The 16,691-nt window shown below is 63.0% G+C and carries 21 protein-coding genes and 1 tRNA gene; 17 read left to right on the top strand and 5 right to left on the bottom strand.

Features of this window, described 5'->3' with window-relative positions:
• Positions 1-234: 234 nt before the first annotated feature.
• The 4 genes from CH276_RS07810 to CH276_RS07825 all read left to right on the top strand — a co-directional run bounded on the left by CH276_RS07810 (position 235) and on the right by CH276_RS07825 (position 3,365).
• Positions 235-918, top strand: a complete 684-nt coding sequence (locus tag CH276_RS07810) for an MspA family porin (protein WP_094631231.1) — start codon at positions 235-237, stop codon at positions 916-918.
• Between the two features lie 172 nt (positions 919-1,090).
• Positions 1,091-1,519 (top strand): hypothetical protein, encoded by a 429-nt coding sequence (locus CH276_RS07815; protein ID WP_094631232.1) that lies wholly within the window; start codon positions 1,091-1,093, stop codon positions 1,517-1,519.
• Between the two features lie 383 nt (positions 1,520-1,902).
• Positions 1,903-2,571: an MspA family porin gene (locus CH276_RS07820; RefSeq protein WP_094631290.1), complete on the top strand. Its 669-nt coding sequence runs from the start codon at positions 1,903-1,905 to the stop codon at positions 2,569-2,571.
• Between the two features lie 62 nt (positions 2,572-2,633).
• Positions 2,634-3,365, top strand: a complete 732-nt coding sequence (locus CH276_RS07825) for an MspA family porin (protein ID WP_254924302.1) — start codon at positions 2,634-2,636, stop codon at positions 3,363-3,365.
• A 129-nt stretch (positions 3,366-3,494) separates the two neighbouring features.
• Here CH276_RS07825 and mscL read toward each other — a convergent pair whose 3' ends face one another.
• The 4 genes from mscL to CH276_RS07845 all read right to left on the bottom strand — a co-directional run bounded on the left by mscL (position 3,495) and on the right by CH276_RS07845 (position 5,858).
• The gene (gene mscL / locus CH276_RS07830; protein WP_045196436.1) at positions 3,495-3,968 is read right to left on the bottom strand and encodes a large conductance mechanosensitive channel protein MscL; all 474 of its coding nucleotides are present in this window, start codon (positions 3,966-3,968) and stop codon (positions 3,495-3,497) included.
• A 43-nt stretch (positions 3,969-4,011) separates the two neighbouring features.
• On the bottom strand, positions 4,012-4,674 hold the full coding sequence (locus CH276_RS07835) for an SAF domain-containing protein (RefSeq protein ID WP_094631233.1): 663 nt from the start codon (positions 4,672-4,674) through the stop codon (positions 4,012-4,014).
• Between the two features lie 89 nt (positions 4,675-4,763).
• On the bottom strand, positions 4,764-5,108 hold the full coding sequence (locus CH276_RS07840) for an FmdB family zinc ribbon protein (protein ID WP_032396238.1): 345 nt from the start codon (positions 5,106-5,108) through the stop codon (positions 4,764-4,766).
• 153 nt (positions 5,109-5,261) lie between these two features.
• Positions 5,262-5,858, bottom strand: coding sequence for a 5-formyltetrahydrofolate cyclo-ligase (locus tag CH276_RS07845; RefSeq protein ID WP_094631234.1), 597 nt, complete (start codon positions 5,856-5,858; stop codon positions 5,262-5,264).
• A 107-nt stretch (positions 5,859-5,965) separates the two neighbouring features.
• Here CH276_RS07845 and CH276_RS07850 point away from each other — a divergent pair, with 107 nt between their 5' ends.
• The 13 genes from CH276_RS07850 (at position 5,966) to CH276_RS07910 (ending at position 16,273) form a co-directional block, all read left to right on the top strand.
• Positions 5,966-6,919, top strand: a complete 954-nt coding sequence (locus CH276_RS07850) for a UTP--glucose-1-phosphate uridylyltransferase (RefSeq protein WP_032395738.1) — start codon at positions 5,966-5,968, stop codon at positions 6,917-6,919.
• A gap of 33 nt (positions 6,920-6,952) precedes the next feature.
• Positions 6,953-8,212, top strand: a complete 1,260-nt coding sequence (gene glp, locus CH276_RS07855; protein WP_032395737.1) for a molybdotransferase-like divisome protein Glp — start codon at positions 6,953-6,955, stop codon at positions 8,210-8,212.
• A 72-nt stretch (positions 8,213-8,284) separates the two neighbouring features.
• A complete protein-coding gene (locus CH276_RS07860; RefSeq protein ID WP_032395736.1) occupies positions 8,285-8,932 on the top strand; it encodes a GNAT family N-acetyltransferase in 648 nt (215 codons plus the stop codon).
• Between the two features lie 150 nt (positions 8,933-9,082).
• A complete protein-coding gene (sepX, locus tag CH276_RS07865; RefSeq protein ID WP_032395735.1) occupies positions 9,083-9,952 on the top strand; it encodes a divisome protein SepX/GlpR in 870 nt (289 codons plus the stop codon).
• A gap of 55 nt (positions 9,953-10,007) precedes the next feature.
• Positions 10,008-10,080, top strand: a tRNA-Ala gene (locus tag CH276_RS07870).
• Positions 10,081-10,433: 353 nt separating this feature from the next.
• Positions 10,434-11,276, top strand: a complete 843-nt coding sequence (locus tag CH276_RS07875) for a glycosyltransferase family 2 protein (RefSeq protein ID WP_094631235.1) — start codon at positions 10,434-10,436, stop codon at positions 11,274-11,276.
• Positions 11,273-11,917, top strand: coding sequence for an acyltransferase (locus tag CH276_RS07880; RefSeq protein WP_254924304.1), 645 nt, complete (start codon positions 11,273-11,275; stop codon positions 11,915-11,917). Before CH276_RS07875 ends, CH276_RS07880 begins: the two co-directional genes overlap by 4 nt.
• Positions 11,918-12,062: 145 nt before the next feature.
• A complete protein-coding gene (locus CH276_RS07885) occupies positions 12,063-12,947 on the top strand; it encodes a glycosyltransferase family 2 protein (RefSeq protein WP_176459155.1) in 885 nt (294 codons plus the stop codon).
• Between the two features lie 367 nt (positions 12,948-13,314).
• The gene (locus CH276_RS07890; protein ID WP_032395733.1) at positions 13,315-13,767 is read left to right on the top strand and encodes a GyrI-like domain-containing protein; all 453 of its coding nucleotides are present in this window, start codon (positions 13,315-13,317) and stop codon (positions 13,765-13,767) included.
• A gap of 95 nt (positions 13,768-13,862) precedes the next feature.
• On the top strand, positions 13,863-14,201 hold the full coding sequence (locus tag CH276_RS07895; RefSeq protein ID WP_254924311.1) for an effector binding domain-containing protein: 339 nt from the start codon (positions 13,863-13,865) through the stop codon (positions 14,199-14,201).
• 189 nt (positions 14,202-14,390) lie between these two features.
• Positions 14,391-15,065 (top strand): ScbR family autoregulator-binding transcription factor, encoded by a 675-nt coding sequence (locus CH276_RS07900; RefSeq protein ID WP_176459156.1) that lies wholly within the window; start codon positions 14,391-14,393, stop codon positions 15,063-15,065.
• 59 nt (positions 15,066-15,124) lie between these two features.
• On the top strand, positions 15,125-15,295 hold the full coding sequence (locus CH276_RS28420) for a hypothetical protein (protein ID WP_155290802.1): 171 nt from the start codon (positions 15,125-15,127) through the stop codon (positions 15,293-15,295).
• Between the two features lie 75 nt (positions 15,296-15,370).
• Complete coding sequence (locus tag CH276_RS07910) at positions 15,371-16,273, top strand: SDR family oxidoreductase (RefSeq protein WP_045196424.1); 903 nt, start codon at positions 15,371-15,373, stop codon at positions 16,271-16,273.
• Here the strand turns inward: CH276_RS07910 and soxR are convergent.
• Entirely contained in the window at positions 16,189-16,689 is a 501-nt protein-coding gene (soxR, locus tag CH276_RS07915) for a redox-sensitive transcriptional activator SoxR (protein WP_082073774.1), read from the bottom strand. The genes CH276_RS07910 and soxR overlap by 85 nt on opposite strands.
• Positions 16,690-16,691 lie beyond the last annotated feature (2 nt).

Raw genomic sequence — 16,691 nt, forward strand, 5'->3', positions numbered from 1 at the left:
TAGGGATTGTCACGATCAGGCATCTCCTCTAATGTTCCCCTCAGCTTCCGACAACCGGGGTGTGGGACCAACCGGTCCCGAGCCCTGAACTCGGAACTGAACAACAGGATGAGGCCGCCACGGTCGCATCCGGCTCGGGCTCGACTGCACTGAAGCAGCCGATCTAGTTCGAGGGTGAAAGCCACAAGCTTCCCCGTGCGACACCGCGCTGGGACTGAACATGATGAGGAATAAATGACGGAGATCCAGAAGTCGCGGCGTAGCCGGGGACTCAAGTCCATGAGCGCTGCGGTTGTCGCCGGCGCGTCGGTCGTCGGCCTGGTACTCGGTACCGGAACCGCGTCCGCTGCAGTGGACAGCACCAACACGGTCGTCGATGCCAACGGCAACGTCATCACCGTCTCGCTGTCCGACACCTTCATCAACAGCGTCTCGCCGCTCGACGGCAACCCGCTCACCCGTGAGTGGTTCGCCAACGGTGTCGCAGGCTGGACCGTCACCGGTCCCGACGCCGACGACTTCGAGGGCACCGTCGCCATCGGCTACCAGGTCGGCTACCCGATGAGCCTTGGTGGGTCGATCACCTTCGGTTACACCACTCCGAACATCAGCGCAGAGTTCACCCTCCCGAGTGACTCCCCGTCGGTGGACATCTCCACGAGCGACCTGCTCCCGTCGGTCGGCTTCGAGGCCGAGATCGCTCCCGGCCCCGGCATCGTCGATGCGACCGCAGCTTCCGGTGAGATCCAGGGCACCAGCGGCGACGCCGAAGGTCCCTCCGGCACCATCCAGATCGCCAACGCTCACGGCACCGCTACCGGCATCCTCGGTAACGTCCGCGTTCGTCCGTACGTCTCGGTCACCAGCTCCACCGGTGACGTTGCTGTCACCTACGGTGCACCGTGGACCTTCAACTGATCTCGATCGGTTGATCAACAGCAGCATCCTCGGCTGACCTAGCCGAAATCGATTGGGCCCGCCCGGGTTTCCCGGGCGGGCCTGATTGCTGTGTACTCGAAGAACCGAACGAATCGACACCGCAGAACAGTGCTCGGGTGCTGCCTGCGAGAAGGGGTCCGGGGGACCGACAATGAAAACGAAAGCTCTCTCTGCCGTCGCCTGCGCGGCATTTCTGCTTCTGGCCGGATGTAGCAGCGAATCCTCGGATGCTGCATCGGGAGAGAATGCCGATACCTGCACGGCCTTCGCGACGTCGCACAACGACTTCGTCGCCACCGTCGAAGCCGTCCCCACCGATCAGGCCGGTGTCGAGAAATGGACCGCGGACAAGGCCGCTTCGCTGAGTGAATTCACCACCCAGTCGGAGCAGGCGACAGGCGAGGTCAAGAATGCTCTGACGACTCTCGTGGCCGATCTGCCCGGCGATTCGTTGGAACTCTCCGAGCCGGACAGCGAATCCGGGCAGAAATTCGTCGACAATGCAAACGCCGTTGCGTCGGCTTGTGAAGCGGACGGCACCGCCGTCACGCTCGATGAGTTTCCGCTGTTGAAGTTCTAGTTTCGGGGCAAATGCTCGACGATGCCCTGCAGTCGACGGATTGCAGGGCATCGTCGTGTCGGTCGAATGAATGGTGTGCAGAAAAATATCGTCGATATTCGATTCGGTTTGTTGTACACATTGTGCATTTTTAGTGTCTTCTCTTGCTTTGTGTCAGCACAATGCCGGCGATTGCAGCGAATGGGGCCGTCAGTTTGCGAGCGCAGGCGCTGTTTAGGTAGCACAAGCAGGGACGGTATCTGTGAGCTGCTGAAACATGCATCGATATTGCGTCCGTTGTGGATGCTTCGTGCCGATTCGTGCAGTATTCTTCTGCGAGAAAAGATGTCTCCCGATCGGTCCGGCCATCGGATGGGGCATCGGCCGGTCATATGAGGGGAATCATGAACAATATTCGTCACTCCGCGCTGCGCATGGTCAGTCGAATCGCCGCAGTGAGCGCGGCTTCGGCCGTTGCCATCGGAATGCTCTCGGTCGGCGCAGCCAGCGCCGATACCTTCGTTCCATTGCCGAACGGCGAGAAGGTTGCGGGGCCGTACAAGATCTCGCACGTCGACGAGTCCGCGGTCATCTCGCCCGCGATCGCGAACAACCCGCTCAATCGAAACGGGTGGGTCACCGGCACCGCCACCGCCGACGTTCCCGAGGGAGTGACCGGAACCCTGAAGACGGGCTACCTCGTCGGTTGCCAGCTCGACATGGATGATCTGAGCCTCGACATGAACGCAGGCTTCGGTATCGAAGGCGGCAACACCAACATCATCACGCTGTTCCCCATCCCGTTCCTCATCGGCGGCGAAGGCGAGACCACCAACAAGTTCGACGGTGGCGTCGGAGTCAACGTCCCCATCAAGGACAAGGAAGTGGCACAGGTCGAGCTCGGCAGCAAGGACGTCAAGGGTCCGTTCACCGCAATTCAGTACCAGGACGTCGGGATCTCCGTGGAGAACTGCGGTGGCTACGCGCAGGCTCGCTCGTACACCACACTCGAACTCACCGGCAACTACCGCTACAAGGGCACGCTCTACGGCCAGCCGTTCAGCCTCGGCTGAGCTTCCCACCATTTCATTCACCCTCGCCTAGAGCGCGTGTCACTTTCCCAAAAGGGGTAGCTATGCAGAACACCACCACCATGCGGCGCGGATTCCAGATCGCCGCAGCCGGAGCCGTCGGCGCAGTCGCCATCGGGTTCCTGTCAGCCGGAGCGGCCAGCGCCGACACCTTCGTTCCACTGCAGGACAACGAGATCAGCAAGACGCTGATCGACGGAACCACCGTCACCGTCAAAGGATTCGGCCAGAGCGCGCTGATCTCGCCGTCGATGGGTGCCACACCCACCCAGCGCAACGTGTGGGTTACCGGCAACTACACCGTCGAGACGTCCAATGCCAGTGGCGGATCCATCGAGCCGGGCTTCCTGGTCGGCTGCCAGGTGGACTTCAGCGCCGCGATCGGTGCTGATGGAAACGCATCCTTCGGCCAGGGCAACACCATCGGCCTCGAGCCGGGCGACCTGAGCTCACTGACGATCAACCGCACTCAGCCGAACACGTACGACATCGGTGCAGGCGTCGAGCTGAGCCTCGCCCCCGGCCAGTTCAACGACGTCAAGCTCGTCGCCGATGAGAAGTCCGCCGAGATCGACGGTGTCACGGTGGCGACCGAGGTGTCGAACGAGTTCTCGTTCGACGGTAACGGCGGCGGCTACACCTACGCCGACGAAACCCTGAGCGTCGATGGATGTGCCGGCTACGCCGAGGCCCGTTCGTACGTGAAGGTCACCATCGACAACGATGCCGTCACGGCAACCACCACGCTGTGGGGACAGCCGTTCAGCATCGGCTGACACCACGGCCGAGATCGAACGAGGGAGCGGCCCTCCCCCCCTGAACGAATGAATGCGCCATTCACGCTGTCAGACAGCGTGAATGGCGCATTCATTCGATAGGGGACCCGACTGGCTCGGGTGCGCGAATCAGTCCTTGGAGTGCTTGCCGAGATCCGGTGCCGCGTCGATTGCCTCGCCGCTACCGCCGGTGGTGTCGGCTGAAGTCGAAAGCTTCTGTCCCGCTTCGGTTCCCCCCGCGAGGATGTCGCGAATCTGAACCAGCACGTCGACGTCGCTCAGTTCCTTCTCCGGCTGACTGACGAAGCGCTTCTTGGCCGTGTTCACCGGGAGAATCAGTACGAAGTAGACCACTGCCGCGATGATGACGAAATTGATGACCGCGGTGATGACTGCGCCGACGTTGACGAACGATTCCGGCGACGACGTGATCTGAAACCCGAAGCCGTATTCGTTGCTGCCACCGAGCGCTGCGACAAGGGGGTTGATGACGTTCGTCGTGAATGCGGTGACGATGGCGGTGAATGCCGCGCCGACGACGACCGCGACTGCGAGATCCACGACATTGCCGCGGAGTAGAAAGTCCTTGAAGCCCTTCAGCATGAGCCCTTCTCCCAACGTTCGGTTTGTTCTGTCTCGACAGACGTTAGTGCAGGGTGACGGTGATTGCGCTGACCAACGAGGCGGCCGCAACCGTTGTTGCATCGTTCGTCGGTAGAGCCAGCAGTACTACGCGGTCTTGCTGCCTGCTGCCACCGGCGTCGGCGGAGACGAGCACGACCATCGCTCCCGACGCGAGAACCCGGGCCGCGGGGACTGCATCGGGGTTCTCCTGAGACTCGACCGTCAACACGTCGACGCGGTCACCTTCCCGCAGCAGGTCGGTTACCGCAGCATCGGCCAGATGCACCGGTACGACGCGTGCCTCGGTCCCCAGGGCCGTCGTGCCGGTCCGAGATCCGAGCAGGCGTACGTCGGTGAGCAATTCACCCGACCGGACCGGTCCGGTGAGTGTTCGACCGTTCACGGCCTCGGACTCGACGAGTGCGCCCTCGGGGACGTTCGCCCGGTCCCACTCGGCCGCCGCCACATCGGCCGAGGTGAGTACGGTGCCGGGTGTCAGGTCGCGTCCGGCCGTGATCACTCGTACTCGGTCGTCATCGGCGGTGTCGTCGACGAACAGAACGGCGGCAACGGCGACCAGAACTCCCGCTGCGATCCGTCTGAATTTCGTGGATCCGACCCACGCCGGACGCACGGTGATGCGATCGAGCAGCGTCGAGTCGAGTCGATTCTTGCCGGCAGCCATGGCCGAAACGCTATCGGTGGCCGTTCCGGTACAGGCACCGAAAAGGCCGGGCTGTGGATAACGGCCCGGCCTGTGGATGAAGCGGAAAGCTACTGGCTGGCAGCAGCTTTCGTGGTGGACGAGGAAGACGAAGAGTTCGACGACGACGAATCGGAAGATTTCTTCTCCGCGGGCTTGGACTCGGACTTCGAGTCCGACTTCGCAGCGGCCGCATCGGACTTCTTCTCGCCCGCGCCCTCGCTGGAGGTGCCCCCGCCGCCGCGGCTGTCGGTGCGGTAGAAGCCGCTGCCCTTGAAGACGATGCCGACGGAGTTGAACAGCTTGCGGAGCTTGCCCGAGCACGCGGGGCACACCGTCAGTGTGTCGTCGGTGAAGGACTGAACGATGTCGAAGCGGTTGTCGCACTCGGTGCATGCGTATGAGTAAGTGGGCATCGTGTTTCCTCCGCGCTGGTCACCGAGGAAATTCGCCACTCTGCTGGCCGAGGCCGAACACCGCCGGTGTCTTGTCTGTTCGTCGAAACTGTCGAAACTGGGGAGAGCATTAGCACTCTACAGTCAGGAGTGCCAACGAATCGAATCGTAGCGTTATTCCGTACCCAAGCGTAGGAGTCCGCTGCCGGGGGTCAACACGTGCGTCACCGGTCTGTCGTGCGGTTCGGCGGGTAGGCGATCGACCAGTTCGTTCTCACGCACCACCGCGACCAGCATGGCGTCGCGCCTGCACAGATCGAGGGTGCGGTCGTAGAAGCCCGCGCCTCGGCCCAACCGGGTTCCGCGCCGGTCTACGGCTAGCGCCGGAATCAGCACCAGTGAGCAACCCGACACCGCATCGGGATCGAGCGTCGGTCCGCCCGGTTTCAACAGCCCGAACGGGGCCGTCACCAACGACTCTCGTCCGGCGTACCGAGCCCAGCGCAACGGACCCGGCTCGTGTGCACTCGGAAGCAGAACGGTCGACCCGGCCGCGGCCATGGCGTCGAGCATCTCGATCGAACCGGGCTCCCGGCCGACGGGAACATATGCGGCGATCACCGAGTGTTCGGCCGCCAATTCGCCCAGGACGTGACAGAGTGCGGAGGACTCCATTGCGCGTTGCGCACCGTCGAGCAGTCGGCGTTCGGCGAGAACATGCTTTCGCCATCGATCCTTGGACGTGTTCTCCGTGAATTCGGGAACGGTCACAACGGTTCGTCCTCCCTTCCTGTGCTGTCGTTCAACGATATGCACTCGGGGGTAAAACGCAGCACACGGCAAGCAGATCACCAGAAACCATGGATAGGGTGAGCACCATGACAGAAGCCGTTACAGCGACGACCGCCGCCACGCCCGTGCATTTCCGCACGGCCATCGTTCCCGCAGCGGGCATGGGTACCCGGTTCCTGCCGGCCACGAAAACCGTTCCGAAAGAACTGCTTCCGGTGGTCGACACTCCCGGCATCGAGCTAGTCGCAGGCGAAGCAGCAGATTCCGGCGCGCAGCGACTCGTGATCGTCACGTCCCCCGGCAAGGACGGCGTCGTCGCCCACTTCGTCGAGGACCTCGTCCTCGAGAACAAGCTCGAGGCCAGCGGCAAGCTCGAGATGCTCGAGAAGGTTCGAGTTGCCCCCGGTCTGCTCGACGTCCAATCGGTCATTCAGCACGAGCCGCTCGGACTCGGACATGCCGTCGCCTGTGCCGAAGAAGTCCTCGACGACGACGAGGATTCCGTTGCCGTTCTGCTTCCCGACGATCTCGTGATGCCCCGCGGTGTGCTCGACGTCATGGCCCGCGTGCGCGCCAAGCGCGGAGGCTCGGTGCTGTGCGCCATCGAGGTCCCCGACGACAAGGTCTCCTCCTACGGCGTCTTCTCCGTCGAGATCGTGCCCGACGCGGTCAACCCGAACGTCCTCAAGGTCACCGGTATGGTCGAAAAGCCCAAGCGGGAGGACGCCCCGTCCAACCTCGCTGCCGCGGGCCGCTACCTGCTCGACCGCGCGATCTTCGACGCTCTGCGCCGGATAAAGCCCGGTGCGGGCGGCGAGCTGCAGCTGACCGACGCCATTGCGCTGCTCATCGAAGAAGGCCATCCCGTGCACGTGGTGGTGCACCGTGGATCGAGACACGACCTCGGAAATCCCGGGGGATACCTGCGCGCTGCGGTTGACTTTGCTCTACAACGTGACGACTACGGTCCGGCGCTGCGCGAATGGCTGAACGAACGCTTGAGCGACAGCTGGGCACCGGAACTGACCACGTACGAATAGCATCGCGGGTCGATGCCATAGAGGAAGGGCCAGATGCGCTCGGTCGAAGATCAGCAGACCAGGGTGACCGCCGCGGCGGTGGCTCCACGGCCTGTCCGGGTCGCCATCTCGGAAGCACAGGGCCTGCTGTGTGCAGAAGAAGTGGTCACCGAGCGTCCCCTTCCCGGTTTCGACCAGGCAGCGATCGACGGCTACGCGGTACGGAGCGTCGATGTGGCGGCCGCGGGCACCGACCTGCGCAACGAGGACGACGAACGCATCGATCTGACGCTTCCCGTCGTCGGCGAGGTGTCCGCCGGATCGCGTCAACCCATCCGGTTGCAACCGCGTCAGGCGGTGCGAGTCGACACCGGCGCGCCGCTGCCGACACTGGCCGATGCCGTGTTGCCCCTGGATCGAACCGACAGCGGTCGTGCCCGCGTCAAGGTGTTCCGTCCGGTGCGGTCGGGTGACTACGTCCGCAAGATCGGCGACGACGTGCAGCCCGGTGACGTCGCGGTTCGCGCAGGCACGATCATCGGCGCGGCTCAGGTGGGGCTGCTCGCCGCCGTCGGGCGCGACAAGGTGCTGGTGCATCCTCGGCCGCGACTGTCGGTGATCTCCGTCGGTGGGGAACTGGTCGACACCGATCGGACCCCGGGGCCCGGTCAGGTGTACGACGTCAATTCCTACGCGCTCGCCGCCGCAGCGCGTGACGCCGGAGCCGACGTCAATCGGGTCGGGATCGTCAGCACCGATCCCAAGCGACTACGCGAGGTGGTCGAGGGCCAGCTCATTCGATCCGAGATTGTGGTCATCGCCGGAGCGGTGGGCGGCGGCGCATCGGACGGTGTGCGCGAGGCGCTCGGCGAACTCGGCGACATGGAAGTGGAACGAGTTGCCATGCACCCCGGGTCCGTCCAGGGCTTCGGTCAACTCGGACGCGACGAAGTACCCACCTTCCTGTTGCCTGCCAACCCCGTCAGCGCGTTGGTGGTGTTCGAGGTCATGGTGCGTCCGCTGATTCGGATCGCTCTGGGCCGACGGCAGCCGATGCGACGGACCGTGACCGCTCGAACCGTCGCGCCGATCACCTCGATCGAGGACCGCAAAGGATTTCTGCGCGGCCAGCTCATGCGCGACGAGGGAACCGGTGAATACCTGGTGCAGGCGCTCGGCGGCGCACCAGGATCCTCCTCGCACCTACTCGCGACACTCGCCGAGGCGAATTGCCTGGTCGTCATCGATCCCGAGGTCACCGAAATCCGCACCGGCGAAGAAGTGAAGGTCTCGTTCCTCGCTCAGAGAGGCTGACGCCAGTGGCGTGTTCAAGCGCCGCGGAGGGCACATAACCACGCCACTGCGCGTAGCGCATAACATCGACGGATGCCGCGAACGTGGTCGAGCCACCCAGGTTGGCCGGCGAAATTGGGTCCAGTGAGAGTGGCCGCCGGAACCGTCACCGTGCGGCCGGTACGGATGCGTGATGCGGCCGCGTGGAGCCGGATTCGCACGGAGGATCGCGCCCACCTCGAACCCTGGGAGCCCAGCGGAGAGGGTAGCTGGAATTCGCGGCATCACATCTCCTCGTGGCCGACGCTGTGCTCGGGCCTGAAGTCCGAGGCGCGCAAGGGGCACATGCTGCCGATGGTGATCGAAGTCGACGGTGAATTCTGTGGCCAGATCACCACCGGAAACATCGTGCGGGGAGCACTTCGATCGGCCTGGATCGGGTACTGGGTGTCCAAGGAGGTCAACGGCAAGGGTGTGGCCACCGCGGCCTTGGCGCTCGGGCTCGACCACTGCTTCGGTCCGGTCGGACTGCATCGCGTCGAAGCGACGGTGCGACCGGAGAACCTGGCCAGTCAGGCAGTGCTGCGCAACGTCGGCTTTCGTGAAGAGGGGCTGCTCTACAAGTACCTCGATGTCGACGGCGAATGGCGCGATCACAAGCTCGTCGCGATCACCTCGGGTGAGGTGCAGGGAACCGTCGTCGAGCGGTTGGTTCGCGCGGGCCGGGCTGCGTGGGCGTGATCTTCGCGGCCGCGGCGCGAGTACTCGTGTTGTCAAAGTGACAGGAGTGTAATTCGGGTCGGCGCGTCTGCGTCGTTCTCGTTCTTCCTCCGCATAGCCTGAGGACGTCTTTCACTGTCGCCGTCGTCCAAGGGGAGGAGAACAACGCCGATGCCGAACTCGATCATCTGGATCGGTCTCGTAGCCGTCTGGCTCTTCGTTCTTCTGCCCATGCTCATGACCAAGCGTCCGCAGATCATGCAGACCACGGACGCTGCCCTCGCCACCCGCGTGCTGCATCGGGGTGGCACCCAGCGAAAGCAGCGCGGCCCCGCGACCGGGCATCGCAGCGATCCCGACTGGCGACCGGAAGACGACCTGCGAGTCTCCGCGCCGGCCCGAGAGATCTTCGGTGCCGCGATCGCGACCGTTCGTCCAGACTCACCCGATCTACCCGGTACCGCGGAGGACCCGATGGACACTCACGCTGCAGACAGCGACCTCGACAGCGAGGCACCGGACACGGAAGCACCGCGCGGAGGTTCGCCCGCGCACGAACCCGGTGTCGTCGACGACGATTTCGTTCCTCGCCGACGCGGACGCGGTGGTTTCGATCCCGAGGCCGATGCGATCGCCCGGGCCGCGCGGTACGCATTCCGACAGCGCGCCGTCCTGGGCCTGGTCTTCGCGGCGATCACCACCGCAGCCCTGGCCTTCATCATCTCCCCGGCGGTCTGGTGGCTGTGTGGACTGTCCGTCGCTGTCCTCGTCGGTTACCTGTACTACCTGCGTCGTCAGGTGCAGATCGAGGAAGAGGTGCGCAGGCGTCGGCTCACTCGGATGGGCCGATCACGTCTCGGCGTGGAATCGGAAACCGACGAAGAGTTGGAGCTCGTCCCGCAGCGACTGCGTCGCCCCGGCGCGGTGGTGCTCGAGATCGACGACGAGGATCCCGAATTCGAGCACCTCGACCACTACGAGGAGCCGTTCCAGGCCCGTCGTGACGACGACCGGGACCTGCGCAGAGCCCAGGGCGCGTAACCGACACCCGAAGCGACTTTGCTAGAGTTACCCAGCCGGTCGACATGACGGCAAAGGGGCTGTGGCGCAGTTGGTAGCGCGTCTCGTTCGCATCGAGAAGGTCAGGGGTTCGATTCCCCTCAGCTCCACCGACACGAAGAACCGTCACTCACGCGAGTGGCGGTTTTTTCGTGGTCCCGGCAACTGCGGAGGCACGTGTTACCGCGAAGTGAATTCGAGATGGATTCATATCGAACGAATTGGGTGATCGGTTCGGGATTCGATTTCAGAAGGCGTGTTTCGCAAACTGCAGTTGCATAATTGCCGCACAAAACCGTCGATTCGATTGTTTGAAGCGATGCGACCCGACCGAAAGAACCTTTCGAGCCAGTGAGCTGCGGATATGCAATTCGGGGCAGCTTTAGGCAATTTCTGGAACATGTCGTAAGTTCGAATTCGTGGCTGAGCTGTATTCAAAGTCCGAATTTGTCAGGGGATCGCGATGAACACTCTCAGTGTGGTAATTCCGGTGCTCGACGAGGTCGATCATCTGGGTGAATGTCTGACGCTGCTGCTCGATCAGGGCGACGACATCGACCGCATCGTCGTGGTGGACAACGGGTCGACCGACGGCACGCTTCGGTTGGTGAACGACATCCGCGCGATCACGAACAAGGTCATGCTGGTCCACGAGCCCAACCGCGGCGTGGTCCACGCTCGCAACACCGGATTCGACCTGGTGGACTCGTCGATCATCGGTCGAATCGACGCCGATACCCGTGTTCGGCCCGGGTGGGCGCGCTCGATCGTCGACTTCTTCGACGAGCATGCCTCCGTCGCCGCCACCGGTGGCCGGACGTTCCTCTACGAATCACCCTGGGCTCGGCCCCTCGCGTGGATGCATTCGCGCGCCGAACGACGTGAGCCGACGGTGCGCGCCGCCCTGGCAGTATCGGGCAACAACTTCGCGATTCGCGCATCAGCCTGGCGCACGGTTCGCGATGCGGTCAGTGAGCGAACCTGTGTCCACGAAGACATCGATCTGTGCCTGTGCCTGGCTGCCGAGCGCTTGCCTGTTGCCCAGAACGGGTCGATGAAGGCCGCAGTGTCCGGTAGGCGCGCAACGACATCGCCGGTGAAATACGTCCATTATGCGTTGGCGGGCTACCGCTCCTACCAGGAGCACGGTCTGGCGTCGCGCAAGCTCGGTCGCATCGTGGCGATGGATTGGCTGATGCACACACTGCGGTGGCCGATCTCGCGACTGTTCGCCGCAGTACCGTGCCGGGCATTGCCGGTCGACGATCGTGCCGAGTCCGACGAACGGATGCGAGCCGCCGCGTGACGGCCGGTTCGCGTATCCGCGACTGGATGCGCAACCCGTCGGACGTCCGCTGGGCCCTCGCTCAGATGAGTCAGGCGACTGTCGTCTCGTTGGCGAATGTGCCCTTCTTGCCCGCCGTGCTGCGCGCATCGGTTCTGCGGCCTGCGGGTCTACGGACGACCGGTCCGTGCCTGATGTACGGCGGTTCCATGATTCAGGGGCAAGCATCGGTTCGATTGGGCACCGGCGTGTTCGTGAACTTCGGCTGCTACTTCGACACCGTTGCCGACATCGTGATCGGTGATCACGTCTTCATCGCGGATCACGTTCGCATTCTCACCAGTACTCACGAGACCGGGCCGTCGCATCATCGCGCAGGTGCATTGCGGGGAGAGTCGGTGGTGATCGGACCGGGAGCGTGGATCGGATCGGGCGTGGTCGTGATGCCGGGCGTGCACATCGGGGCCGGCTGCATCATCGGGGCGAACTCGCTGGTGACGGCAGATTGCGAACCGGACGGTGTGTACGTCGGGTCTCCGGCGCGCCGTCGCCGAGAGTTGAACGACCTTCCCGCAGCGCAGCAGTGGATCGGGGAGAAGGCCGATTTTCGTGATCGGGAAGCAATGCACAGATTGGTAATTCCTCCGAATTCCGAATTCTGATTCATAAAGTCCGAATAATTCGACGGGTTCTTTTCTTGAAGTAATGATGTAGCATCGTCAACGTCAGCGGCTCGAATTCAAATGCGTTCAGCGCCAATGGGTATCGAGCTACACGATTGCCAAAAATATGTCAGGGGTTGGCGTTGTGAATACTCTTTCCATTGTTGTGCCTGCGTTCGACGAGTCGGCTCACATGCGCGAATGCCTGGATGCATTGCTCGTTCAACGCGAACGCATTCACGAAATCATTGTCGTCGACAACAATTCGACCGACGACACGGCGGCCATCGTCGCGGAATACGCGCGGCGATTTCCGCAGGTGGTGCTGCTGCGGGAGTCCGAGCGCGGCGTCGTGCACGCACGCAACACCGGTTTCGATCACGCCCACGGATCGGTCATCGGCCGCATCGACGCCGATACCCGTGTCCAGGCCGGCTGGGTCGACGCGGTACTGGATTTCTTCGATCGCCGACTCGACTATGTCGCAGTCACCGGCCCGATCTACCTCTACGACTCTCCGTGGGCGCGCCCGTACCGGGCATTCGTCAACCGTTCCGTGCGGAACAGGCCTGCTGAGCAGTGGGTTTCTGCCGCATCGGGCAACAACTTCGCTATCCGCAGATCCGCGTGGGAAGCCGTTCGCGACAGTACGAGCCTGCGAACCGACCTGCACGAGGACATCGATCTGTCGCTGTGTCTGAACAAGGTCGGTCTGCGGATCGCGCAGATCGAGCCGATGCGCGTCGAGGTGTCCGGCCGTCGGTTACTGACGCCGCCGCTCGAGTATCGGCATTACGTCCGGAGTTCGTATCGCACGTGGGCCCATCACGGTCTGGCCAGTGGCTGGTTGCGCAGATTACTGATTTCGGACCTGGTTCTGCACACGGTGCATTGGCCCCTGACGCGAATTCTGTCGTCGTGCGAATCTCGGATTCTCCCGGTCTCGCATTCCGGAGCGAGCAACACGCCTGTGCGTGGTCTGTCGGATATTCGCGGCGAGAGTTACGTTGCCGCAGCGCACGGAAAGTAGATACTTCGGCGCTGTGTTCGTCCTCCTTCTTGCGTGAGGAATGCGGGCAGGGCCGCCGAAGCAGGTCCTTCGAGGACGGGCGGTCCGGGCCGGATTCGTGTCGGCGATCGACCGGAGCCGGCCTGGCCCGCAGAACCGGGGGATCGAGCACGCACGGGTGGGCCGCAGTGACCGGTGCGATGCAGCGGACCCTGAGCTTCGAGGCAGGAACCGTCGGCAGCTGTTGCGGCGATCGAGACGGGTGCGATGTTCGGTTGATCGTTCGACGATCCACCTACCAGTCGCGCCGGTAGATTGACGGGCGATATTGTGATCGGGCCGGTTCCGAACACAGGATCTGCCCCTGCAACTTCTCTACGGAGTGTGAATGTCGTTCGAGATCGTCGACCTTGACGAAACGTGGGTCGCTGGTCTTCCAGTTCGCAGCCCCAAACGGGCGCTCGGTCGCCTCAACGACCCGGCGCTCGATCAAGCATGGTCCGCTGTTCTCAATCAGGAGACCTCCGGTCCGCTCGCTTCCATTTATACGGACTACGCCCCCGGTATCGGTTCGTACAATACACAGGTAGTCGGTTATCTGTGTTCTTCACTCGGTCAGGTCGAGCGTGGACATCTGGTTGCGAAAGTGCCCGCGGCCAAATACGCGCGTTTTTCTGCGGTGGGGTATTTCCCCGAGGTTCTCACTCGATTGTGGACTCAGATCGATCATGCCGAAGAGCAGGGCGAGATCGTGCGATCGTTCACCGGCGACTACGAGTGCTATCCGCACGCGTACAAGATCGATCTCTATCTGGCGATCACTGCGCCCGGCGGTTCGTGATGACCTTCCGTGTCACGGCACGCAGCGCGGAGCTGTTCAGTGGGTTGGTGGCACCGCGGGTGGAGCCCGGCGCGGAATCGAGCGGTAGCGAGTGGATGCGATTCCTGCGAGATCGTGTGCGCGAGAAGCACATCGACGCAACCCAGGTGAGCACGGTGTACGTTCCGGATCCGCACGGCACGGTCAATGCGGTGGTCGCGGTCTCGGTGGACTCGCCGAGTGATGTGGCTGTGGGCGATGTGTTCGTTTCGATACCGACCGGTGTGTTCGCAGTATTCACGCCCAGTGGCGCACTGGCGGATCCGATCGAGGACGTATGGGCTCAGGTCGACGAGTGCGTTTTGTCCGGATCGATATTTCGCGCCTACAAAGAGGAAGTCGAAGTCGTTACAAATGCCGGAGAGGTGGAACTTTTCATTTCAATCGTTTTGTAAACGAGCCGTTCTTCCTGTAATTGTCACTTTCGAATCACAAAGTCGCCACCGGACCGGTTACTATTGTCCAGCGCTGGCAGCTCGATATGGCGAAGTGAATTCCACGTTCACCTCGATCGGCCGACGGGCAGGCAGCGCGCACAGAGCGTCGATGTCATGGCAAGGTCGACAGAGCAGGGGTGTTCCAACATGGTGAGACAACTCAGAGCAGAAGCCACACGAGCGGCCGCACTGCGCGCTGCAGCAGACCTCTTTCTCGAGGTGGGGCACGCGAATGCCACGCTGAGTCAGGTGTCGGCGCAGTCGGGCGTGACCAAGGGCGCGCTGTATTTCCACTTCGCATCGAAGGAGGAACTGGCCCGCGCGATCGTCGACGAGGGTCATGAGCGCGTGTCCACGGCGTGCGCGGGCATGGTCGACAGCCGCAGTCCGGCTCTCGAGTCGGTCATCGGAATCTCGTACTCGGTACTCGAGCTGGCCGCCTCGGACCCTCTGGTGCGCGTCATGTACCGGTTGCAGATGGAGATCGACGGATCCGACACCGCCCGCGGCAGCGTGTTCGGTACCTGGGGAAACATCTTCGAGCATCTCTTCGAGCGAGCCATCGAGCACGGTGATGTCGCCGACCATCTGGACGCGGGCAACGCGGCGCTGTTGATCTGCGAGATGCTGGCCGGCGTTCTGATGGTGTCCGAGGCACAATCCCGTCTCGAAGACGCGCCGTCGCGCATGGAGAAGGTCTGGAACACGGTCCTTCCCTCGCTGGTGCCGATCGACAAGCTCGCCTACTTCCGTGAGTTCGCGGCGCGAAGTCTGTCCAGTTTCGTACGCGAGAACATCACGTCGGGGTCCGTCACCGTCTGATCGTGTTCGTGATCTCGATGTGCTTGCCGCGCTTCGGGCCGCCGGGCACACTGTGTGACATGGAACACATCACGCACGATCGAAAGATGTCGGACAACGAGCTCCGGAAAGCGATCGGCACCCTGCAGCAACGCGCGGACGATGCCCGCAAGCGGGGTGCCGCCGATGACGCTGCCCGCATAGAGCGCACCATCGCGGACTACCGAGACGAGATGTCGCAAAGATTGTGACGCCCCTCTCGGTCGTCACCGCGTAGGGTCGAAATCGAACTGACACGTGTCGACCGGTGGGGGATACAGGTTTCGATGGCTACATACGATCTGCGCGGCAAGAAGACGTTGATCACCGGAGCGGGCAGCGGAATCGGTCGGGCAACGGCCGTCGCTGCCGCCGAGGTGGGAGCCGAGCTCTTCCTCACCGACATCAACGCCACCGGTTTGGCGGAGACGGTGGACATGGTCGGTCGCGCGGGCGGCACCGTCAGCCACTCGTTGCCGTTCGATGTGTCCGACTTCGAGGCGGTCACCGCCTTCGCGGACGACATCCATGCCGAGTTCGGCAGTCTCGACGTCGTGATGAACGTCGCGGGAATCTCCGCCTGGGGAACCGTCGAGAACCTCGAGCATCGGCACTGGAAGTCGATGGTCGACGTCAATCTGATGGGCCCGATCCACGTCATCGAGAAGTTTCTACCGCCGATGATCGAGGCCGGTCGCGGTGGTCATCTGGTCAATGTCTCGTCTGCTGCCGGTCTGATCCCACTGCCGTGGCACGCTGCCTACAGCGCCAGCAAGTACGGGCTGCGCGGAGTGTCCGAGGTACTCAAGTACGACCTCAAGCGCCACGGAATCGGTGTCAGTCTCGTGGTGCCCGGTGGCGTGAAGACCGGATTGGTGCAGACGCTTCAGATCGCCGGCATCGATCGTGACGATCCGCGCGTACAGAAGTTGCAACACCGATTCGAAAAGCGCGCCGTGGAACCGTCGGTCGTCGCCGATGCCATTCTCGCCGGCATCGCCAAACGCAAATACCTCGTCTACTCCTCCAACGACATTCGCTTCGGGTACTGGGTCGCGCGAAAGTTCGCCCCGCCCTACGAGTTCGTGCTGCAGAAGGCGAACGATCAGTTCTCCAAACTGCTCGAGCCGCGTCGAGTCGAGGGTTCGTCGAAATCGACATCCAGCGTGCGCGCACCCGGCCCCGAATAGGACAGCTCGTCGTGCGGATTGGCCAGCGCACAGCCGGCCAACGAAAGACAACCGCACCCGATGCACCCGGTCAAGTTGTCCCGAAGTCGGATCAATTGCTCTATCCGAGAATCGAGTTCGCGATGCCACCGCGTCGAGAGCCTGGCCCAGTCCTCACGCGTCGGCGTCCGCTCGTCCGGTAGTTCGCTCAATGCCTGACGAATGGTCGCCAGCGGGATCCCCACCTTCTGCGAGATCCGGATGAAGGCGACCCGTCGCAGAGTTTCGCGATGGAATCTGCGTTGGTTACCCGAGGTGCGGCGACTGCTGATCAGCCCCTGCTTCTCGTAGAAGTGCAACGCCGAGACCGCAACTCCACTGCGCTCGGACAGCTGGCCGGGGGTCAATTCGCGGACGTTCCACTCGGGCATCGGCACGA

The sequence above is a fragment of the Rhodococcus sp. 06-470-2 genome (assembly GCF_002258235.1).
In the GTDB taxonomy this organism is placed as follows: domain Bacteria; phylum Actinomycetota; class Actinomycetes; order Mycobacteriales; family Mycobacteriaceae; genus Rhodococcoides.